This is a genomic window from Streptomyces sp. Tu 2975, from assembly GCF_009832925.1.
Lineage (GTDB): Bacteria > Actinomycetota > Actinomycetes > Streptomycetales > Streptomycetaceae > Streptomyces.
Genome location: NZ_CP047140.1, coordinates 6,356,161 through 6,377,013 on the forward strand (window position 1 = coordinate 6,356,161; position 20,853 = coordinate 6,377,013).

The 20,853-nt window shown below is 72.4% G+C and carries 18 protein-coding genes and 2 pseudogenes; 13 read left to right on the top strand and 7 right to left on the bottom strand.

Annotated features, from left to right (window positions below):
* The first annotated feature begins 32 nt into the window (after positions 1-32).
* Together GLX30_RS28260 and GLX30_RS28265 are read left to right on the top strand one after the other, a co-directional pair.
* Positions 33-266, top strand: coding sequence for a chaplin (locus tag GLX30_RS28260; RefSeq protein WP_159693570.1), 234 nt, complete (start codon positions 33-35; stop codon positions 264-266).
* Positions 267-412: 146 nt separating this feature from the next.
* Positions 413-1,123, top strand: coding sequence for a chaplin (locus GLX30_RS28265; protein ID WP_159693572.1), 711 nt, complete (start codon positions 413-415; stop codon positions 1,121-1,123).
* A 138-nt stretch (positions 1,124-1,261) separates the two neighbouring features.
* Here the strand turns inward: GLX30_RS28265 and GLX30_RS28270 are convergent, their stop codons facing one another.
* Positions 1,262-1,450: a DUF5703 family protein gene (locus GLX30_RS28270; protein WP_005319466.1), complete on the bottom strand. Its 189-nt coding sequence runs from the start codon at positions 1,448-1,450 to the stop codon at positions 1,262-1,264.
* Positions 1,451-1,497: 47 nt separating this feature from the next.
* Here GLX30_RS28270 and GLX30_RS28275 point away from each other — a divergent pair, with 47 nt between their 5' ends.
* The gene (locus GLX30_RS28275; RefSeq protein WP_159693574.1) at positions 1,498-2,163 is read left to right on the top strand and encodes a hypothetical protein; all 666 of its coding nucleotides are present in this window, start codon (positions 1,498-1,500) and stop codon (positions 2,161-2,163) included.
* A 206-nt stretch (positions 2,164-2,369) separates the two neighbouring features.
* Here the strand turns inward: GLX30_RS28275 and GLX30_RS28280 are convergent, their stop codons facing one another.
* Positions 2,370-4,565: a helix-hairpin-helix domain-containing protein gene (locus GLX30_RS28280; protein ID WP_244258513.1), complete on the bottom strand. Its 2,196-nt coding sequence runs from the start codon at positions 4,563-4,565 to the stop codon at positions 2,370-2,372.
* A gap of 356 nt (positions 4,566-4,921) precedes the next feature.
* Positions 4,922-5,905 (bottom strand): aldo/keto reductase, encoded by a 984-nt coding sequence (locus tag GLX30_RS28285; protein ID WP_159693578.1) that lies wholly within the window; start codon positions 5,903-5,905, stop codon positions 4,922-4,924.
* Positions 5,906-6,034: 129 nt separating this feature from the next.
* Here GLX30_RS28285 and GLX30_RS28290 point away from each other — a divergent pair, with 129 nt between their 5' ends.
* From GLX30_RS28290 to GLX30_RS28300, 3 genes are all read left to right on the top strand, one after another.
* Positions 6,035-7,084: an LLM class F420-dependent oxidoreductase gene (locus tag GLX30_RS28290; protein WP_159693580.1), complete on the top strand. Its 1,050-nt coding sequence runs from the start codon at positions 6,035-6,037 to the stop codon at positions 7,082-7,084.
* A 233-nt stretch (positions 7,085-7,317) separates the two neighbouring features.
* The gene (locus GLX30_RS28295; protein WP_159693582.1) at positions 7,318-8,100 is read left to right on the top strand and encodes a ferritin-like domain-containing protein; all 783 of its coding nucleotides are present in this window, start codon (positions 7,318-7,320) and stop codon (positions 8,098-8,100) included.
* 345 nt (positions 8,101-8,445) lie between these two features.
* The gene (locus tag GLX30_RS28300; RefSeq protein ID WP_244258302.1) at positions 8,446-9,645 is read left to right on the top strand and encodes a hypothetical protein; all 1,200 of its coding nucleotides are present in this window, start codon (positions 8,446-8,448) and stop codon (positions 9,643-9,645) included.
* A gap of 35 nt (positions 9,646-9,680) precedes the next feature.
* Here GLX30_RS28300 and GLX30_RS28305 read toward each other — a convergent pair whose 3' ends face one another.
* A complete protein-coding gene (locus GLX30_RS28305; RefSeq protein ID WP_159693584.1) occupies positions 9,681-10,673 on the bottom strand; it encodes a magnesium and cobalt transport protein CorA in 993 nt (330 codons plus the stop codon).
* 68 nt (positions 10,674-10,741) lie between these two features.
* Here GLX30_RS28305 and GLX30_RS28310 point away from each other — a divergent pair, with 68 nt between their 5' ends.
* The 5 genes from GLX30_RS28310 (at position 10,742) to GLX30_RS28330 (ending at position 14,678) form a co-directional block, all read left to right on the top strand.
* Positions 10,742-11,458, top strand: coding sequence for a histidine phosphatase family protein (locus tag GLX30_RS28310; protein ID WP_159693586.1), 717 nt, complete (start codon positions 10,742-10,744; stop codon positions 11,456-11,458).
* Positions 11,459-11,533: 75 nt separating this feature from the next.
* Positions 11,534-12,124, top strand: a complete 591-nt coding sequence (locus GLX30_RS28315; RefSeq protein ID WP_005319485.1) for a DUF3090 domain-containing protein — start codon at positions 11,534-11,536, stop codon at positions 12,122-12,124.
* Complete coding sequence (locus GLX30_RS28320) at positions 12,088-12,915, top strand: SCO1664 family protein (RefSeq protein WP_159693588.1); 828 nt, start codon at positions 12,088-12,090, stop codon at positions 12,913-12,915. Before GLX30_RS28315 ends, GLX30_RS28320 begins: the two co-directional genes overlap by 37 nt.
* A 92-nt stretch (positions 12,916-13,007) precedes the next feature.
* Positions 13,008-14,237 (top strand): cysteine--1-D-myo-inosityl 2-amino-2-deoxy-alpha-D-glucopyranoside ligase, encoded by a 1,230-nt coding sequence (mshC, locus tag GLX30_RS28325; RefSeq protein ID WP_159693590.1) that lies wholly within the window; start codon positions 13,008-13,010, stop codon positions 14,235-14,237.
* A gap of 108 nt (positions 14,238-14,345) precedes the next feature.
* On the top strand, positions 14,346-14,678 hold the full coding sequence (locus GLX30_RS28330) for a hypothetical protein (RefSeq protein ID WP_244258303.1): 333 nt from the start codon (positions 14,346-14,348) through the stop codon (positions 14,676-14,678).
* Between the two features lie 88 nt (positions 14,679-14,766).
* Here the strand turns inward: GLX30_RS28330 and GLX30_RS28335 are convergent, their stop codons facing one another.
* Positions 14,767-15,915, bottom strand: coding sequence for a PAC2 family protein (locus tag GLX30_RS28335; protein WP_159693592.1), 1,149 nt, complete (start codon positions 15,913-15,915; stop codon positions 14,767-14,769).
* A 257-nt stretch (positions 15,916-16,172) separates the two neighbouring features.
* Here GLX30_RS28335 and GLX30_RS28340 point away from each other — a divergent pair.
* Both GLX30_RS28340 and GLX30_RS28345 read left to right on the top strand, forming a co-directional pair.
* Positions 16,173-17,491: pseudogene (locus GLX30_RS28340) on the top strand (enolase C-terminal domain-like protein).
* The gene (locus GLX30_RS28345) at positions 17,488-18,267 is read left to right on the top strand and encodes an SDR family oxidoreductase (protein ID WP_159693594.1); all 780 of its coding nucleotides are present in this window, start codon (positions 17,488-17,490) and stop codon (positions 18,265-18,267) included. Before GLX30_RS28340 ends, GLX30_RS28345 begins: the two are co-directional and overlap by 4 nt.
* Before the next feature lie 171 nt (positions 18,268-18,438).
* Here GLX30_RS28345 and GLX30_RS28350 read toward each other — a convergent pair whose 3' ends face one another.
* The gene (locus tag GLX30_RS28350) at positions 18,439-19,110 is read right to left on the bottom strand and encodes a FadR/GntR family transcriptional regulator (RefSeq protein WP_159693596.1); all 672 of its coding nucleotides are present in this window, start codon (positions 19,108-19,110) and stop codon (positions 18,439-18,441) included.
* Positions 19,111-19,220: 110 nt separating this feature from the next.
* A pseudogene (locus GLX30_RS36240) lies at positions 19,221-20,845 on the bottom strand (glycerol-3-phosphate dehydrogenase/oxidase).
* Positions 20,846-20,853 lie beyond the last annotated feature (8 nt).

A 20,853-nucleotide genomic window follows, 5' to 3' on the forward strand; every position in this document is an offset into this window, starting at 1 on the left:
GGCTGGGACCGCATTTGCCAACAGGAGGAATAATGATCAAGAAGGTCGTCGCGACTGCGGCTGCCGCCAGTGGTCTGGTGCTCGCGGGTGCGGGTATGGCCATGGCTGACTCCGGCGCCCACGGTGCCGCTGTGCACTCCCCCGGTGTGCTGTCGGGCAACCTGCTTCAGGTGCCGGTGCACGTGCCCGTGAACGTCTGCGGCAACACGGTGAATGTCATCGCCCTGCTGAACCCTGCCTTCGGCAACACCTGCGTCAACGCCTGACGTTGCGTTCCGGCCCACCAGAGGCCGGGAGTGAATGCGGGCGGCTCCGGAGTGCGTGCCATGCACTCCGGAGCCGCCCGCTTCTTCCAACCCCCTCGGCGTGTGCCCAGGGATATTCGTGAAGCTGGAAGGCAGGGCATCAAGACATGCGACAGGTCACGCGCAAAGGCCTGATCACCGTGGCAGCCGCGGGAGGCGTACTCGCCCTCGGTGGCGGCTACGCCCAGGCGGACTCCGGGGCGCACGGAGATGCGTCGAACTCGCCGGGCGTACTGTCCGGCAACTCGGTCCAGGCTCCGGTGCACGTGCCCGTGAACGCCTGCGGCAACACCGTGGACGTCGTCGGGCTGCTCAACCCCACGTTCGGCAACGAATGCGCCAACGTCTCCCGGTCGGGCCACAACGGCGGCGGTGGCTCCGGAGCGGACGGCAGCGTCAGCAATTCGCCCGGCGTCGGCTCGGGCAACCAGGTCCAGGCGCCGATCGACGTGCCCGTCAACGCCTGCGGCAACAGCATCAACGTCGGTGGTCTGCTCAACCCGTCGTTCGGCAACGACTGCGCGAACGACTCCGGCGGCACCCCGCCCGGTGGTCCGGAGGAGCCGGGCAACCCGGAGGAGCCGAACACCCCGGAGGAGCCCGACAAGCCGGAGGAGCCCAACAAGCCGCAGACTCCGGAAACGCCCGGGACGCCGGCCGAGCCGAACACACCCGGCCCCCAGACCGTGACGCCCGGTGGCAGCGACGGTGAACTGGCGGAGACCGGCATGGACGCGCTGGACATCCTGGCACCGGCGGGCGTCGGCCTGCTCCTTGCCGGAGCGGTGCTCTACCGCAGGGCTCGCGCCTCCGCGTAGGCACACGTCAGAGCCACGGCGGTCACGGGCACGGCTACGGCCCTGTCCCGTGCCGCGGTACGTCGAGGAGCGGGTCCCGCGATCGCGGGCCCGCTCCTTTCCTGTACCTGCTACCTGCTACCTGCTACCTGCTCGCGATCACCAGGTGGCGCGTACCTGGCGGATGATGCGCCGGCGCAGCCGCACTCTGCGGCTCCCGTCCCGGTGCAGACTCAATCGGTCCAACTCCCAGTGTCCGTACTCGGCATGGTCGGTCAGCAGACGGGTCGCTTCCTTGCGGGAGACCCCGCGCGGCACGTACACGTCGACAAATTCGTATTCCGGCATCGCATCTATTGTGCGGGCACCGCCCCGGTACGGATAGCGTCTGCACTATGTCTGATGCTGCGCAGCCCACCGCTGCCGAGGTACGTGCCGCCGCCGAGGCGGTCAAAGCCGCACTGGACCGTCACCTCGAGGCGGTCGAGAACCGCACGGGAGACGACGACCCGGCCGTCTATGACGCGTTCAACGCGCTCGCCGCGGCGGCGGAGGCGTACGACGAGCGGCTCTACGACCGGTACGACGAGGTCACCCCCTTCGAGATCCCCGGCGCGGACGACTCGCTGCCGCCGTACGCGGGCCCGGAGGAGCCGAACGCGCTGAGCGTGCTGATCCGCCGCGACTACGCGGTGGTGGAGCCGCAGCGGCTGCTGGCCCAGGCGCAGCGCATCGCGGACGTCGATCCGGAAGAAGTGGGCGAAGGCGCGGCGACCGGCGCTCCGGTCGTCGGTACGAGCGTGCACGCCGCCCTCGGCGTGCTCTTCGGCGAGTACGAACCGGACGAAATCGCGTCCCGGCACAAGGAGTTCGGTCTGGAGGAGGGCGACTCCACGCTGTGGGTGGCCGCTGCGGACGAGCTTCCGGAGCCCGGCGAGTGGCTGAGCGTCCCCTTCGACCAGGCCGACCCGGAGCGGGTCGTCTGCCGCTTCGACGTCAGTGCCGTCTTCGACGAGGACGAGCTGCGCGAGGAGCCACTGGACCTGGAAGACGAGGACTGACAGCACCTTTTCGTGACCGCCCGCACTCGCCCGTGACGTCCCGCACCCGTTCGCGCCGCGGTCACCTGCCGTGAGCGCCGGCATCTGTACGTGACCGATCCGTCCCGGCGGCGCGTGCCGCCGGGACGGATCCCGCCGTTCCACCGGGCACGGTCCGGCCGCGGCCCCCGGCCCCGGCGACCTCCGTCGCCACGGGCCGGGGGCCGTCACTCCGCTCCGCCCGGTGCCGGTGGCTGCGCCGCCGGCTCCGCCAGCAGGCCCTCCAGCAGCGTCCGCAGCCTGGTGGTGCGCTCGGCGCCGGACCGCTCCGCGACGGCGCGCGGCAGCGCCTGGTCCACGCCGTGCACCACAGAAAGATGGCGCTCCGCCCGGCCGAAAGCCGTGTAGACCCACGGCCGGCTCAGGGACTGCGCGGCGTCACCCGGCAGCACGACGACCACGGCGGGCCACCGCATGCCCGCCGCCTGGTGCGCGGTGAGGGCCCAGCCATGGCGCAGCGCGGAGTCCACCCGTTCCCTCGGCACGACGGTCCTCGTGCCCTCGCAGTCGAGGTGCAGTCCGTCGGGGCCGGCTGAGACGACCGTGCCGGTGACCGTCCGGCCGAGCGCCTGCGCGTAGGCGACCCGGTCGCCCGGGTCGAAGCCGGCGAAGCGGCCTGCTCCGGGGTTCAGGCGCTGCTTGAGCGCCGCGTTGAGGGCGCGGGTGCCCGTGGAGCCGCCGTGGCCGACGGTGATCACCTGGGTCTGCTCCGCCGGAATCCCGATGGCCCGGGGGACGGAGTCCGCCACCAGCTGGACCGTACGGTGCACCGCTTCGCCGGCGTCCCGCACCGGGACGATCACGACCTCCTTGCCGGGGGCCTCGACCTGGTTCAGCTCTCCGACGCCGATGCCCGAGACCAGTTCCCCGAGCGGACCGGGGTCGGGCGTACGGGACGCGATCTGCGGACACACGCGCGCGCCGAGCACGTCCGCGAACACCCGGCCCGCGCCCGCGCCGCCCAGCACCCCGGGGTCGCCGCCGAGCACCAGCCTGCTGCCGTCGGGCATGGACTCCACCAGCATCGCCGCGGTCTCCACGTCGAGCTGCGGCGCGTCCAGCACGACGAGCAGATCGAGGGCGAAAGCGCCGTCCTCGTCGCGGCCGGGTCCCGCGGCGCCCGACAGCAAATCCGCCACGGTGACCGCGCCGACGTCCGGACCGAGCCGGCGCGCCCCGTTCTCCCCGTGCACCGCCACAACCGCCCGCAGTCCCGTGGCGCGGGCCCGCTCCGCGAGCGCTACCGGCTCCGCCCTGGCGGTCTCGCCACCGGTGTGGACGATCAGGCCGTTCGCGCCCGCCGCGCGCTCGAGCCCGGTCCCCTCCCAGACATCGGAAGGCCCGGTCCTGACGAGCCTCGCCAAGCCGTCCGCGAGGCTCTCCTCCGCCATCGCGTACCGGTCGAGCCCGAGGAGGACCGTGACAGGAGCGTCCTCCTCCACGCCCTCCTGGAACACCAGCACCGTGCCGTCCGCGACCGCGTGCTGCACGGCCTCCTCCGGGTCCGGCACCGACCGCTCGGCGAGCGCGGCACGCAGGGCCGAGGCTTCGAGGGCGGTGTGTCCCTGGAGTGCGGCACGTTCCAGCACCCAGGTGACGAGGGCGGACGTCCGGCGCTCGTCACCCGGGGTCGCCTCCGCGCCGAGCAGCGCACGCGCGAAGGCGTCGGCCTGCTCCGGCCGCACACCGGGCACCGAGAGCAGCCGCCAGGGGTCCTCGGCGAGCGCTTCGCCGGCCGACTCGCCGAGCAGCTCGGCCACCTGCGGGGCGATGGCTTCGGGCGCGCCGCCCTTGAGCAGCACGGCCCGCGCGCCGGCGAGTACCTCCGCGGGGACGGCGGCCGGTGCAGGCTCGGCGGCCCGGGGCCGGACCGGCGGGGCGGCGACGGGAGCGGCCCGCCGCGGCTCGGGCGGGGGCGAATCGAAGTAGGTGGCCGCCTTCTCGCCGCTCTCCACGGCCCGGACGGCGGCGAGCAGGTCCGCGGCCTTGCCGCTCAGCTTGGCCCCGCTGTCGATGGGCCCTTCCTTCTCGGCCTTGCGCTGCTCGATCCGCGCCCGGAGCTCCCGCTGCGCGGAGATCTCGGCCTCGGCCTCGCTCACCCCGCCATCGCCGGCACCGTCCGCACCGGCACCCGGGGCACCCGCTTCCTCCGCCCCGGCCGTCCCTTCGCCGTCGGCGGTGGCGCCAGCGTCGTCGCTCGCGTCCGCGACGCTTGCGTCGCCGTCCTCCGGTCCGGCGCCTGCGCGGGCCTCGTCCGCGTCCTCGCCCCGGGAGACGGCGTCCTCTTCGCCGTCGGCGGTGGCGTCCTCGTCGGTCCCGTCGTCGTCCGGCGGCTCGGAGCCGGCTTCGTCCGTGTCGGCCATGCCTGCTCTGCCTCCGGCGGGTGTGTGCTCAGCCGCCGCGCTGGCGTCCGCGGCGGCGACACCCGGAACGTTCTCCACCGGGCCGTCGCCCGCCGTGTCGCCGGCGCCGGCGTCCGTCCTGCTCGCGGCGTTGTCCTCGAGCCCGTCGACGGTGCCCGCCGTCTCGTCACCCGCGCCCGCCGAGCCGGCGGCCGGAGCGCCCTGTGCCGTCCCCGCCGCCTCCGCGGCGCCGGCGGCGCCCGCGCCCTCGGTCGGCGACGGCGAGCCGCCGGACCCCGGCGCGACCGCCTCTTCGGCGGTGTCGGCGGGCGGCCCCGCGGCCGGGGAACCGGGGGTTGTCCCCCGGGAAGGCGCAGTCACAGCGTGCTCCAGTCCTGGTCGGGATAGCGGTGGACGGGCGCCGACACATCGTCGAGCGCCCGGCGGATCTCGTCAGGAAGACTAAGCGCCTCCACCGACAACGCCGCCATGAGCTGCTGCGCGTTGCGCGCGCCGACGATCGGCGCCACCACGCCCGGCCGGTCCCTCACCCACGCGAGCGCCACCTCCAGCGGCGTCGCCGCCAGACCGTCCGCGGCCGTGACCACCGCGTCCACGATGCCGCTCGCCGCCTCGTCCAGATACGGCTCCACGAAGGGAGCCATCTGCTCCGACGCACCCCGGGAGTCGGACGGCGTGGCCGTCCGGTACTTGCCGGTGAGCACTCCCCGCCCGAGCGGCGACGAGGGCAGCAGCCCCACCCCGAGGTCCAGGGCGGCAGGGAGCACCTCCCGCTCCACACCCCGCTGAAGCAGCGAGTACTCCATCTGCGTACTCGCTAGCCGGGTACGTACGCCCGGCGCGGCCAGCTGCCAGGTCGCCGCCTTCGCGAGCTGCCAGCCGCAGAAGTTCGACACGCCCGCGTACCGGGCGCGCCCGCTGCTGACGGCGATGTCCAGCGCCTGGAGCGTCTCGTCCAGCGGTGTGTCCGGGTCGAAGGCGTGGACCTGCCACAGGTCCACATAGTCCGTGCCCAGGCGCGCCAGCGACGCGTCGAGCGCGGCGAGGAGGTGACCGCGTGAGCCGTCGAAGCGCCGGTCGGGATCCGGCACGCTGCCCGCCTTCGTCGCTATCACGAGTTCGCCGCGCGGCACGAGCCGCTCGACCAGCTGCCCGAGCAGATACTCCGCGTCCCCGCCGCCGTACACGTCGGCGGTGTCGACCAGCGTGCCGCCCGCCTCCCAGAAAACCTTCAACTGGTCGGCCGCGTCGTGTTCGTCGGTGTCCCGGCCCCATGTCAGGGTGCCGAGTCCGATGCGGGACACGCGCAGGCCGGTGCGGCCGAGATGCCTCTGCTCCATGGGCGCTGAGATTACTGGCCAGGGGCCCACCCTGAGAGAGCCTGTGGACAACGCGCCCCTGCCGGATCGACCGCATCCGCGTTAGAGTCCCGGCACAGGCACGTTACTGATCAGTAAGAGGGAGCGGTTATGCGGCTCGGCATCAACCTCGGCTACTGGGGCGCGGGCATGGACGGCGACAACCTCGCCGTCGCGCAGGAGGCCGACAGGCTCGGCTACGACGTCTGCTGGGCGGCCGAGGCGTACGGCTCGGACGCCCCGACGGTGCTCAGCTGGGTCGCTGCCCAGACCGAGCGCATCGACGTCGGCTCCGCGATCCTGCAGATCCCGGCCCGTCAGCCGGCCATGACCGCGATGACCGCGGCCACCCTCGACTCGCTCTCGGGCGGTCGTTTCCGGCTCGGCCTCGGCGTCTCCGGACCGCAGGTCTCCGAGGGCTGGTACGGCGTGAAGTTCGACAAGCCGCTCGCCCGCACGCGCGAGTACGTCGAGATCGTCCGCAAAGCGATGTCCCGCGAGCGCCTGTCGTACGAGGGTGAGCACTGGACGCTGCCGCTGCCCGACGGGCCGGGTAAGCCCATCAAGCTCACCGTGCACCCCCAGCGCGAGCACATCCCGCTCTACATCGCGGCGATCGGCCCGAGGAACCTGGAGCAGACCGGTGAGATCGCCGACGGTGCCCTGCTGATCTTCCCGTCCGCCGACCACATCGAGGACACCGCGCTGCGGCACATCCGCGCGGGCCGCGAGAAGGCGGGAAGGACGATGGAGGGCTTCGACGTCTGCCCGACGCTGCCGCTCGCGGTCGGCGACGACGTGGCCGGCCTGGCCGACATGTTCCGGCCGTACACCGCGCTGTACGTCGGCGGCATGGGCAGCCGCAAGCAGAACTTCTACAACCAGCTCGCCCAGCGCATGGGTTACGAGAAGGAAGCCGCCGAGATCCAGGACAAGTACCTCGACGGCGACAAGGCCGGCGCGGCCGCCGCCGTACCGCACACGCTGATCGACCAGACCGCGCTGCTCGGGCCCGTGGAGCGGATCGCCGACCGGATGCAGGCCTACGCGGCGGCCGGTGTCACCACCCTGACCCTCGCCCCAGCGGGCTTCACGCTCGACGAGCGGATCAGTGCACTGCGCGCCGGTACCGAGGCCCTGGAGCGCGCGGGCCTCGCCTGACGCCGGCGGAGGCCCCGCCCCGGGAAGTCTGCGGCCGTGGTGGGGGCTCGGGGGTCTTCCCCGCCACGGCCGTCACGCGGTACAACGCGCGACGGCCGTGGCGGTTACTGCTGACTGTGTCCTTCCTGTGGTCCGTTCGGGCGAGTTGGCCCACTCACCTGTTGCCTGGACCGGGGTCTCGCATTTGACTCGTTCTTTGCGGATGTCCCGAAGGTCCGACGGAGGTGACAGTCATGCTCTCGGCCCGGAGTCTCTTCCAGGAGATCGTCGACAGCGACGAGACGTTCCAGCTCTTCTGCTCCATCGCCGCCGGCGGTGAGACGCAGGGCGGCTGGGAGAACGGGCGCATCGCCGCGCTCGTCCCGGAGAGCATGCGTGACCTGGCGCCGCGGATCACCCGCCACGGGGCTGACGAGGACAAGCACGGCCGCCTGTTCAACGCCCTGCTCAAGAAGCGGCAGTTGGACCCGGTCCCGGTACCGCCGGAGACCGACTACACCATGCTGCTGGAGCAGCGTGGCATCGGCCTCGCCCACGAGAAACTCCGCCGTGACCAGCGGCTGACGGAGCACGACATCGTCGTCTACCTCTCGCACAGCCGCGTCACCGAGCAGCGGGCGGCCGACCAGATGGACATGCTCGTGAAGTACTTCGGTGACCACCCGGAGCTCGGCAAGGCCATCAGGATGATCTCCGACGACGAGGAGAACCATCTCGCCTACTGCCACGAAGAGCTGCTGCGTCTCGCCGCCGGCCACGGCCGCACCATCCAGCGCGTGCTTCGCGAGAGCGCGCTCGCCGAGATCCGGGTCTACCGCGACGTGAGCCTCGCCGTCATGGCGCACATGGGACACCTGCTGCGCTGGCCCAAGGCCAAGTCCGCCGCGCTGGCCGCCGGCATCCACGCGATGTACGCGTACGAGCGGCTCGGCGGCTGGCGGCGCATGGTCGACCTCAGGATGCCGGAGCGCCGCGGCGCCCTCGACGGCCCCGCCACCACGGCTCCCGCGTTCTGATGTGAACCGGATTCCGGCCCTGGCGCCCGTCCGCCCCCGCGCCCCGGCATGGCCGGGTCCGGAACGCCGGGCGGCCGACGGCCTGCTGTGGATCGCCGCCGTCGCCGTCGCGTACACGGTGGTCCAACTCACCCTGGCAGTACGGGGAACGGGGCTCGGCTGGGACGAGTCGGTCTACGTCAGCCAGGTCGCACGCGGCTCGGAAGCCGCCTTCTTCAGTGCCCCGCGCGCCCGCGGCATCACGTATCTCGTCGCTCCGGTGACCGCCCTGACGTCCTCCGTCGGAGTGCTGCGGGTCTTCCTCGCGGTGCTGTCCGGCGCCGGCCTGTTCACCGCCCTGGCCGTGTGGCGGACGCTGCTGCCCCTCGCGTGCTCGCCCTCGCCGGGGGCCTGTTCGCCGGCCTGTGGGTCACGGTGTTCTACGGTCCGCAGGTCATGCCCAACCTCTGGGTCGCGCTCGGGGCGCTGTTCACGGTCGGCTGCTTCCTGCGGGCGGCCAGGGACCCCTCCGACCGGGCCGGGCTCCTCGGAACGGGCGCGGGCCTGGTGTTCGTCGCGCTCATGCGGCCGAGCGACGCCGTCTGGCTCCTGCTGCCGCTCGCCGCCGTCGCACTGCTGTCCCGCGCCTACCGCCGGCCGGCGCTGCTCGTGGTGCTCGCCGCGGGCACCGTCCTCGGCTGCCTGCCGTGGATCATCGAGGCCTACGTCGCCTACGACGGGCTGCTCGCGCGGATGCGGCGGGCGGGCGAGATCCAGGGGCACCTGGGCCCGCACTTCGCCGTCGACGACCAACTGCGCGCCCTGGAGGGCCGGTCGCTCTGCCGCCCCTGCGACGTGCCGTGGCGCAAGCCGGTCACCGCGGTCTGGTTCCTCGTCCTGTGGCCGCTGGCCGCCGGAGGCGCACTGGTCGCCGCGCGCAGGCGGTGCCCCTTCACCGTGGCCCCGTCCGCCGTGCGCCCCTCCGCCGTGCTGGTGCCGGCGCTCGCGGGGCTGGCACTGGCCGTGCCGTACCTGCTGCTGATCGGCTACGCCGCGCCGCGCTTCCTGCTGCCCACGTACGCGCTGCTGGCCCTGCCGGTCGCCGTGTGCCTGGGGCGGATCGCCGCGAGCGCCCGGCCGCGTGCCGTGGCGGCCGTCGTGCTGGGCCTGGCGCTGGCCGGCCATCTGGCCGTCCAGTACGCCGTACTGAACGGCACGGTGGAGCGCGGTCGGGACCACCGGAAGGCCTTCGACAGAATCGTCTCGGAGCTGCACCGCAACGGTGTGCGGGCACCGTGCGTGGTCAGCGGCAGCGAGGCGCCCCGGATCGCCTTGCGCGCCGGCTGCGCTTCCCGCCAGACCGGCGGACACGACGGCAGCATCACCCGGACCGAGCTCGCACGGCTCGGCGACGAACGGGCGGTGGCCTATGTGGTGGACGGCCGGAACCGGCCCCCGTCGTTCACTCGCGGCTGGCGGCTGCTGACCCTGCCGGGACTCCCGTCCCGTCCCGAGCTCCGCGCCTATGTCAGTCCCGCGGCCGTGCCGGCCGGGACGGGACCCTGACCGCCGTCCCGCGCGCCCCCGGGGCACGAGAAGCGTCAGAGCCAGCCGCGCCGCTTGAAGAGCCGGAAGAGCCCGTAGACGGTGCCCGCCATCAGCACGAGAACCGTCGGGTACGCCCACACCTGCCTCAGCTCCCACATGTGCTCGAAGTTCATTCCGTAGATCCCCGCCACCATCGTCGGCACCGCCGCCATGGCCGCCCACGCCGAGATCTTGCGCATGTCGTCGTTCTGCCGCACGCCCATCTGGGCGAGGTGGGCCGACAGGATGTCCGACAGCAGCCGATCCAGCCCCTCCACCTGCTCGTTCGCCCGCGTCAGGTGGTCGCTGACGTCACGGAAGAAGGGCTGGGAGTGCTCATGGACGAACGGCACGCCCGCACCCGCCAGCCGGGCCATCGGTGCCGCCAGCGGCCCGGCCGCCCGCCGGAACTCGAGCACCTGCCGCTTGAACGTGTAGATCCGGGCCGCCGTGTTCTTCGCGTCCCTGCGCGCCGGCTCGAAGACCTCGGTCTCCATCTCCTCCAGGTCCACCTGGAGCTCGGCCGCGACCTCGATGTAGTGGTCGACGATGGCGTCGCTGACCGCGTACAGCACCGCGGTCGGGCCGTGCCTCAGCACCGCCGGCTCCGCCTCCAGCCGTTCGCGGACCGCGTGCAGCGGAGCGCCCTCGCCGTGCCGGACCGTCACCACGAACGAATCGCCTATGAAGACCATCAGGTCGCCGGTGGTCACGGAGTCGCTCTTCGGCTCGTACACCACGGGTTTGAGGACCACGAACAGCGAGTCGTCGTACACCTCGAGCTTCGGCCGCTGATGGGCCTTGAGCGCGTCCTCGACGGCGAGCGGATGGAGCGAGAACTCGGCGGCGACGTGGTCGAACTCCTCCTCCGTCGGCTCGTGCAGGCCGATCCACAGGAAGGCATCGCCCGTGGCCCGCGCCTCGTCGAGGGCATCGGAGAAGTCCGACGGGCCTTCGCTGCGGCGCCCGTCGCGGTAGATGGCACAGTCCACGATCACGGCGCGCATTCTTCCCTGACCTCCGCCCCGGCACACCCCCGGCCCGCCGGACACCCGGGGACCGTAGGCTTGCCCCCATGGCCACGCTGATCCTCGTACGCCACGGACGTTCCACCGCCAACACCGAGGGAGTGCTCGCCGGCTGGACACCGGGTGTCCGCCTCGACGAGCACGGAGCCGAACAGGCGGCCGCGCTGCCCGCACGACTGGCCGCGGTGCCGCTCGCGGCGGTGGTCTCCAGCCCGCTGGAGCGCTGTCGCGAGACGCTCGCGCCTCTGCTCGCGGCCCGGCCGGGGCTGGTCGCGGAGACCGACGAACGCATCGGTGAGTGCCTCTACGGCGAGTGGTCGGGCCGCAAGCTCAAGGAGCTTGCACAGGAGCCGTTGATGGAGGTCGTCCAGCACCATCCCTCCGCGGTCTCCTTCCCCGGCGGCGAGTCCATGCGCGCCATGCAGGCGCGGGCCGTCGAAGCCGTCCGTGACTGGAACGCCCGGATCGACGAGGCGCACGGCGAGAACGCGGCCTATCTGATGTGCTCGCACGGGGACATCATCAAGTCCCTGGTGGCCGACGCCCTCGGGCTTCATCTCGACCTGTTCCAGCGGATCCACGTCGAGCCGTGCTCCGTCACCGCCATCCGCTACACCCGCAGCAGGCCGTTCCTGCTGCGCCTCGGCGACACCGGTGATCTCGGCTCCCTCGTTCCCCGCGCGGAGGGACCGGAGGAGAAGGGCGACAGCGGCGACGCGGTCGTCGGGGCGGCGCGGGCGCATCGTGATCGCTCCGCGCAGTAGGGTGGACGCGCCGAAAAGCTGACGTCCACCGGATGCCGAAACCGACCGATCCGACGATCCAAAGGGAGACAGAACGTGTCCCGTCAGGTGTTCCTCTACGACCCGCCGGACCGCTTCGTGGCCGGTACGGTCGGGCTGCCTGGCCGCCGTACGTTCTTCCTGCAGGCCTCGGCCGCAGGACGCGTGACCAGCGTCGCCCTGGAGAAGACTCAGGTGGCCGCCCTCGCGGAGCGGATCGACGAGCTGCTGGACGAAGTGGTGCGCCGCACCGGGGGCAACGCGCCGGTGCCGGCCGTCGCGCCGGCGGACGTGGCCGACACCGCGCCGCTCGACAACCCGGTCGAGGAGGAGTTCCGCGTCGGCACGATGGCGCTGGCCTGGGACGGCGAGGAGCAGCGCATGATCGTCGAGGCACAGGCCCTGGTGGAGCTCGAGGCCGAGTCGGAGGAGGACCTCGCGGAGGCCGAGGAGCGGCTGCTGCAGGACGAGGAGAACGGCCCGCCGATGCTGCGGGTCCGGCTCACCGGTGCACAGGCCAGGGCGTTCGCCAAACGCGCGCTGGACGTGGTGAACGCCGGCCGGCCGCCTTGCCCGCTGTGCAGCCTGCCCCTCGATCCGGAAGGACACGTATGCCCGCGCCAGAACGGATACCGACGGGGCGCGTGAGCACCCCCGACGCGCTGACGCTGCTGGCCAAGGGCGAGCTGACCGCACGCGGAAGGCTGCGCGAGGCGTCCAACGCGGTGCTGTACTGCGCGGTTTCGTACGAGGACGAGGAAGCGCACTGCGTCTACAAACCCATCGCGGGGGAACGCCCGCTGTGGGACTTCCCCGACGGCACTCTCGCGCAGCGCGAGGTCGCCGCGTACGAGGTGTCGCAGGCGACCGGCTGGGGCCTGGTGCCGCCCACGGTGCTGCGGGACGGCCCCTACGGCCAGGGCATGGTCCAGTTGTGGGTCGAGGCCGACCCGGAGGCCGCCCTGCTGGCGCTCGTCGAGGACGATGAACCGGCGGACGGCTGGAAGGCGGTCGGGCTCGCCGAGGTGGGGGAGGGCCGTGCCGCGCTGCTCGTCCACGCCGACGACCCGCGCCTGCGCAGGCTCGCCGTCCTGGACGCCGTGATCAACAACGGGGACCGCAAGGGCGGCCACCTGCTGCCCACCGCCGACGGAACCCTCTACGCGATCGATCACGGGGTCACCTTCAACGTCGACGACAAGCTGCGCACCCTGTTGTGGGGATGGGCGGGGGAGCCACTGCCCTCTGAGGCGGTGACGGCGCTCACGACCCTGGCGACGGCCCTCTCCGACGGCGGGACGCTCGCCACCCGACTGGCGGAACTGCTCACCCCGGCCGAGGTGGCCGCCCTGAGCGGCCGGGTGGCGGCCCTGCTCCGTTCCGGCACCCATCCCGTGCCCTCGGGGGACTGGCCGGCGATCCCCTGGCCGCCCGTGTAGGCACAGCGCCCGCCGGACCGCAAGAGTGCCCAATCGGTCAAGATCAGTGATCCGGTTCGTATCCGGAACATGCGTCCGGTTACGCTCATGACATGCATGCCTGGCCCGCTTCTGAGGTCCCCGCCCTGCCCGGCAAGGGCCGCGACCTCCGGATCCACGACACCGCGACCGACGGTCTGGTGACCCTTGACCCCGGTCCCGTCGCCCGTATCTACGTCTGCGGCATCACACCGTACGACGCGACCCACATGGGTCACGCGGCGACCTACAACGCGTTCGACCTTGTGCAGCGCGTGTGGCTCGACACCAAGCGGCAGGTTCACTATGTCCAGAACGTCACGGACGTGGACGATCCTCTGCTGGAGCGCGCCAACCGCGACGGACACGACTGGACCGAGCTCGCGGAGCGCGAGACGGCTCTGTTCCGCGAGGACATGACCGCGCTGCGGATGCTTCCGCCGCGCCACTACATCGGCGCGGTCGAGGCGATTCCGGGCATCGTGCCGCTCGTCGAGCGGCTCCGTGACGCCGGCGCGGCCTACGAGTTGGAAGGCGACGTCTACTTCTCCGTCGAGTCCGACCCGCACTTCGGCGAGGTGTCCCGGCTCGACGCGGAGGCGATGCGGCTGCTGTCCGCCGAGCGCGGCGGCGACCCCGAACGTCCCGGCAAGAAGAACCCCCTCGACCCGATGTTGTGGATGGCGGCCCGCGAGGGCGAGCCGAGCTGGGACGGCGGCTCGCTCGGCCGTGGCCGGCCCGGCTGGCACATCGAGTGCGTCGCCATCGCGCTGGACCACCTCGGCATGGGCTTCGACGTCCAGGGCGGCGGCTCCGATCTCGCCTTCCCGCACCACGAGATGGGCGCCTCGCACGCCCAGGCGCTCACGGGCGAGCACCCCTTCGCCAAGGCGTACGTCCACGCCGGCATGGTCGCCCTCGACGGCGCGAAGATGTCGAAGTCCAAGGGCAATCTGGTCTTCGTCTCCAAGCTGCGCCGCGACGGCGTGGACCCGGCCGCCATACGGCTCGCGCTGCTCTCGCACCACTACCGGGCCGACTGGGAGTGGACCGACGGGGTGCTGGAGGAAGCGGTCGAGCGCGTAGGTCGCTGGCGTGCCGCCGTCTCCCGGCCCGACGGACCGTCCGCGGACGCTGTGGTCGAGGAGATCCGCGCGGCCCTCGCCGACGACCTCGACGCCCCGTCGGCGCTCGCCGCCGTGGACCGCTGGGCCGCGCTCCAGCAGGCCGAAGGCGGCACCGACGAGGGCGCCCCGGGACTGGTGTCCCGGGCGGTCGACGCCCTGCTGGGCGTGGCGCTCTAGGCACGTTCTCCGACTCCCGCCGGGCGCCGTCGTGGCGCCCGGCGGGAGTCCTTTCCTCCGCGTGCACGTTCTCGCGGCGCGTGCGCCGGGCGTGTGGTGAGGTGACGGATGGAGGGCGGCTCGCTGATGCGGGTGGACCCGCGCGACGGGAGCGCCCGCCGGGTCGACCTGGGGGGCCTGGCCATCCCGTTCGGTGACGGCCTCCTGCTGCTCGGCCGTCAGGTCCACATCGTGCAGCAGCAGTTGAACCAGGTCGACGTCGTGCGGCTGAACGCCACGGGCACCCGGGGCACGCCGATCGCCCGGATCACCGATCCGCGCTTCCGTATCCCCACCACGGCGGCTGCCTGGGGCGACCGGATCTATCTGCCCGACGCGCGCTTCGACGTGCCGCCGACCCCCGAGACCGCGTACGACGCCGTGGCGGTCGACCGGGTGTGAGCGACCTGGTGGCGCGAGGGACGAGGAGCGGGGTGGCGCCGGTCTGCCCGGTGCCACCCCGCTCCATACAGCTCGGTCCCGCCATGGACTACGACTCCGGCCGCTCACCGCCGTCTTCGTCCTCGCCGCGGTCGTCGCCGTTGTCGTCCCGCTCACGGTCGCCGCTGCCGTCCTGCTTGCCGGCCCGGCCGCCGGTCCCCTTGTCCCCGCCGGCCGAGGGCCGGTCCTGCCGCTCGTCGCCGCCGGACCCGCTCGGGCCGCCGGAGCGGTCCTCGTCCGTGGGCGAACCCGACTCAGGTTCGGGGCGCGGCGGCATCGGCGGCTTGGTGCGCCCGCCCGCCGGGTCGCGCAGGTACGAGCCCTCGCCGCCGTCGGTCGCGTGACCGCCGGGGCCTCCGCTGTCGCGTCGGCGCAGGTACCGTTCGAACTCGCGGGCGATGGCTTCGCCCGAGGCCTCCGGCAGCTCCGCGGTGTCGCGCGCCTCCTCCAGCGTCTGGACGTACTCGGCCACCTCGCTGTCCTCCGCGGCCAGTTGGTCGACGCCGAGCTGCCAGGCCCGGGCGTCCTCCGCCAGCTCACCCAGGGGGATCCGGAGGCCGATGAGGTCCTCCAGCCGGTTGAGCAGCGCGAGCGTCGCCTTCGGGTTGGGCGGCTGGGAGACGTAGTGCGGGACGGCGGCCCACAGGCTCACCGCCGGCACACCGGCATGGGTGCAGGCCTCCTGGAGGATGCCGACGATTCCGGTCGGCCCCTCGTACCGGGTCTCCTCCAGATCCATCGTTCTCGCCAGGTCCGGGTCGGACGTGATCCCGCTGACGGGCACCGGCCTGGTGTGCGGGGTGTCGCCGAGCAGCGCGCCCAGGATCACCACCATCTCCACGCCCAGTTCATGGGCGAAGCCCAGGATCTCGTTGCAGAACGAACGCCAGCGCATGGAGGGTTCGATACCGCGGACCAGCACGAGGTCCCGGGGTTTGTCGCCGCCGACGCGGACCACGGAGAGCCGGGTGGTCGGCCAGGTGATCTTGCGTACCCCGCCGTCCAGCCACACCGTGGGCCGGTTGACCTGGAAGTCGTAGTAGTCCTCGGCGTCGAGCGCCGCGAACACTTCGCCCTTCCATTCCCGGTCCAGGTGAGCGACCGCGGTGGAGGCGGCGTCGCCGGCGTCGTTCCAGCCCTCGAACGCGGCCACCATGACCGGGTCGATCAGCTCGGGCATCCCCTCGAGCTCGATCACCCAGTGCCTCCTTCCGAAGTTCCCTTTCTTACGCCCCAACCTTACGGCTTTCCGCGCCCCCGCCCGCAGCCCCCGTGCACGGCCGGGTGAACTTGGAGGCCGTCGGGCCTGTGGCGCCCGATGGAGCCGTACTACCGGGCATTCATCCGAGCTGTGAGGGGTGAAATCCACTCCCTCACTGGACCGAGGAGAGTGAGCGGCGCTATACATCGGATGTCCATGAGAGGTCCGATGTTCATTTCACCGGGGGTGCGTGCATGAGCCAGACCGTCACGGAGTTCGAGGTCCACGACATCCGCTTCCCTACGTCGCGGCAGTTCGACGGCTCCGATGCCATGAACCCGGATCCGGACTACTCCGCCGCCTATCTCGTGCTGCGCACCGGCGACGGGAGCGAGGGCCACGGCTTCTGCTTCACCATCGGCCGAGGCAACGACATCGTCGCCGCCGCGATCGAGGCGCTGCGCCCCTACGTCGTCGGCCGTCCCGCCCCGCCTGCGCCGCCGACCTTGCCGCCCTTCACCACGACCTCACCCATGACTCCCAACTGCGCTGGCTCGGCCCCGAGAAGGGTGTCATCCACATGGCGGCCGGCGCAGTCGTCAACGCGGCATGGGACATGGCCGCCACGCGGGCAGGCAGACCGGTATGGGAGTTCCTGGCCTCCATGACCCCGGAAGAGCTCGTGTCCCTGGTCGACTTCCGATATCTGACGGACGTGCTGACCAGGCAGGAGGCCCTCGCCATCCTGCGCGACGCGGAACCGGGCAGGGCTGAGCGGGCCGCGCTGCTCAGGGCACGGGGCTACCCCGCGTACACCACCTCGCCCGGGTGGCTCGGCCACTCGGACGAGAAGCTCGTCCGGCTCGCCAAGGAGGCCGTCGCCGACGGATTCGGACAGATCAAGCTGAAGGTCGGTCTGGACCTCGAGGACGACATCCGGCGGATGGAACTCGCCCGCGCCGCCGTCGGCCCCTCCGTACGCATCGCCGTCGACGCCAACCAGCGCTGGGACGTCGCCGAAGCCGTGCGCTGGATGACCGCGCTGGAGCCGTACGCACCGCACTGGATCGAGGAACCCACCAGCCCCGACGACGTACTCGGCCACGCCGCCGTCCGCGCGGGCCAGCCGGTGAAGGTCGCCACCGGAGAGCACGCCGCCAACCGGGTCGTCTTCAAACAGCTCCTGCAGGCCGGGGCCGTCGACTTCGTCCAGATCGACGCGGCCCGGGTCGCCGGGGTCAACGAGAACATCGCGATCCTGCTGCTCGCCGCCAAGTACGGCGTCCCCGTCTGCCCGCACGCCGGCGGCGTCGGACTGTGCGAACTCGTCCAGCACCTCGCGATGTTCGACTTCGTCGCCGTCTCAGGCAGTTGGGAGGACCGCGTCATCGAGTACGTGGACCACCTCCACGAACACTTCGCGGACCCGGCCGTGATCGTGGACGGCCGTTACACGGCACCGAGTGCGCCGGGCTTCTCCGCCCGGATGCTCCCTGGCTCGATCGCCGCCCACAGCCGGCCGAACGGGCCCGTCCGGCAGGCCAGGCCCACCGTCGAGGAGGCGAGCTCATGACCGGTTCGAAGGACTTCGAGGGCATGGCGGCACTGGTCACCGGCGGCGCCTCCGGCATCGGTGCCGCCGTCGCCGCGCTGCTGCTGGAACGCGGGGCACGCGTCGCCGTCCTGGACCGCGCAACCGGGGGAGCGCCGGCAGGCACGCTCGCCCTCCAGGCCGACGTGACCGACGACGCCGCCGTGGCCGGCGCGGTGGACGCGGCCGCCGCCGAGTTCGGGGCGCTGCACACCGTGGTTTCCAACGCGGGCATCGGCGCGATCGGTACGGTGGCCGACAACGACGACGACGAATGGCGGCGTGTCCTCGACACCAACGTCATCGGCATGGTCCGGGTCGCCCGCCACGCCCTGCCGCACCTGCGGAGCGCGGCGGCGGCCGGGGCGCCCGGATCCGTCTCCCTCACCCACACCTGTTCCATCGCCGCCACGGCCGGCCTGCCGCAGCGTGCCCTGTACAGCGCGAGCAAGGGTGCGGTCCTCTCGCTGACGCTGGCGATGGCGGCCGACCACGTCCGGGAGGGCATCCGCGTCAACTGCGTCAACCCCGGCACCGCGGACACGCCGTGGGTGGCCCGCCTCCTGGAGCGGGCGGAGGATCCCGCCGCCGAGCGTGCCGCCCTCGAGGCGCGTCAGCCGACTGGCAGGCTCGTCCTGGCCGACGAGGTGGCCGCGGCGGTCGCCTACCTGGCGAGTCCGGCGGCCGCGGCGGTGACGGGGACGGCGCTCGCGGTCGACGGCGGGATGCAGGGCCTCCGCCTGCGGGCCCCGCGGTAGCCCCTGACCGCTGCGCTTCCCCACCCCGCGCCTCGAACGCCGGCGAGGCGGATCTCGCGGGAGCGAAATCCAGCCTGTCCGGCGTTCGAGGACACCGCGCGTAGCGCGGTACCGGGTCCGGGCGGAGCCCGGTTCGGGAAGGGACGGGTAGGGGACAACCCGCCGCAGGCGCTACAGCGTTGCGCGGAGCCACTGCTCCACGCTGGCCACGTGCACCGTCGCCCATGCCCGCGCCGCCTCCCCGTCGCGGTCCCGCAGCGCCGCCAGGATCGCGCGGTGCTCGTGGAGGGTGCGGGTGACCGCGTCCTCCTGGGTGAGACCGCGCCAGACGCGGGCCCGGGTCGTGGGGCCCGACAGGCCGTCCAGGAGGGAGCAGAGCACCGAGTTGCCTGCGGCGCCGACGATGCGACGGTGGAAGTCCAGGTCCGCCGCGACGAGTTCCTCGACCGACGGGTCGGTGCCGAGCGCGTCGAGCCGGGCGGTCAGCGTGTCCAGTTCCGCCTCGGGGATGCGGCTCGCCGCCATCGCCGTGGCCGCCGGTTCCAGGATGCGGCGTACCGCGAGGAACTCCAGCACCGTGTCGTCCCGGTGGAAGTCGACGACGAAACTCAGTGCCTCGAGCAGCAGTTGCGGATCGAGGCTCGTGACGTACGTACCGTCGCCCTGCCGTACGTCGAGGATGCGGATCAGGGAAAGCGCCCGTACCGCCTCGCGCAGCGAGTTGCGCGACAGGCCCAGTTCGGCGGCGAGTTCGCTCTCCTTGGGCAGCCGGTCGCCGGGGCGGAGCGCGCCGGAGACGATCATCCCTTTGATCTTCTCGATGGCCTCGTCGGTCACGGCCATGACGTCGCCCCCATCGTCCACATCCCACCAGACATCGGAGGTCTGAGCGTACAACGAGGGCGACTCCCCCGGAGTCGCCCTCGTCGTGCCCGTCCGCCCGTCCGGTCAGCTCACCGGGCGCGCAGCACGTCCTCGACCCTGCCGCGGACGTCGTCCGTCGCCAGGCCGCGGATGGTCAGCGTGGTACGGCGGCGCAGCACGTCGTCCGCCGTCTCGGCCCACTCGTGGTCGCGCGCGTACACGACCTGCGCCCAGATCTCCGGCGCGTCCGGGTGGATGCGCTCGGCCAGCGCGGGGTCCTCGTTCGCCAGGCGGGCGATGTCGAAGGCCAGCGACCCGTAGTGGGTGGCGAGGTGCCGTGCGGTGTCGGCCGCCATCCGCGGTCCGGGCATCCCGCCGTCGACCAGCAGCCGGTGGGCGACCGCGTTGGGATTGGCGATGCCGGGCAGCGGGAGCTTCTTCGGCAGGTGCGCGAGCGGCTCCATGTCCTCGGCGAGCGGGCGGCCCGGCAGGGTCGCCAGCTTGTTCATCACCGTGCGGCCGATGTGCCGGAAAGTCGTCCACTTGCCGCCGGCCACCGACAGCATCCCGCCGCGTCCCTCGGTGACGACCGTCTCCCGCTTGGCCTTCGAGGTGTCACCGGGGCCGCCCGGCAGCACCCGCAGGCCGGCGAAGGAGTAGGTGATCAGGTCGCGCGAGAGCTGCTGGTCGCGGATCGAGAACGCCGCCTCGTCCAGGATCTGCGTGACGTCCTTGTCGTTGACGGCGACATCGGCCGGGTCGCCCTCGTACTCCTCGTCGGTGGTGCCGAGCAGCAGCATGTCCTCCCAAGGGAGGGCGAACGTGATGCGGTACTTGTCGATCGGTGTGGCGAGCGCCGCACGCCACGGGGAGGTGCGCTTCAGCACCAGGTGCGCGCCCTTGGAGAGGCGGATGGAGGGTGCCGCTTCCGGGTCCTCCATCCGGCGCAGGTGGTCGACCCACGGCCCGGTGGCGTTCAGCACCAGCCGCGCGGTGACCCCGAACTCGGTGCCGTCGGTGCGGTCCTTCAGTTCCGCGCCGGTGACCCGGCCCGGGTGAAACGCAGTCCGGTGACCTCGGCGTGGTTGAGGACGGTGGCGCCCGACTCGGCGGCCGCACGGACCGTCATGAGCGCCATGCGTGAGTCGTTCATCTGGTCGTCGCCGTAGACGGCGACGGCCTTCAGGTTCTCCGTACGCAGCTCCGGCACGTCCCGCTGTGCCTTCGCCGCCGATATGACGTGGCCGACGCCGTCACCGAACGCGGAGAGCGCGGAGTAGGCGAAGACGCCCGCGCCGAGCTTCGCCGCGCCGTGCGGGCCGCCCTTGTAGACGGGCAGGTAGAACGTGAGCGGGTTGGCCAGGTGGGGGGCCACCTGACGGGAGACCGCGCGCCGCTCGAAGTGGTTCTCCGCGACCAGCTTCACCGCACCGGTCTGCAGGTAGCGCAGGCCGCCGTGCAGCAGTTTGGACGAGGCGGAGGAGGTGGCGCCGGCGAAGTCGCCGGCGTCCACCAGGGCCACCCGCAGCCCGGACTGCGCGGCGTGCCAGGCGGTGGAGATGCCCAGGATGCCGCCGCCGATCACCAGGAGGTCGTACGTCGCCTTGGAAAGCTGCTCCCGAGTCTCGGCGCGGCCCGCTGCTTTGAGGGAAGACACAGCCGAGCCGGAGGCCGGGTGCGTCCCGGGGGAGGGGACGCTCTGCAGGGTGGTCATTCTTGCTC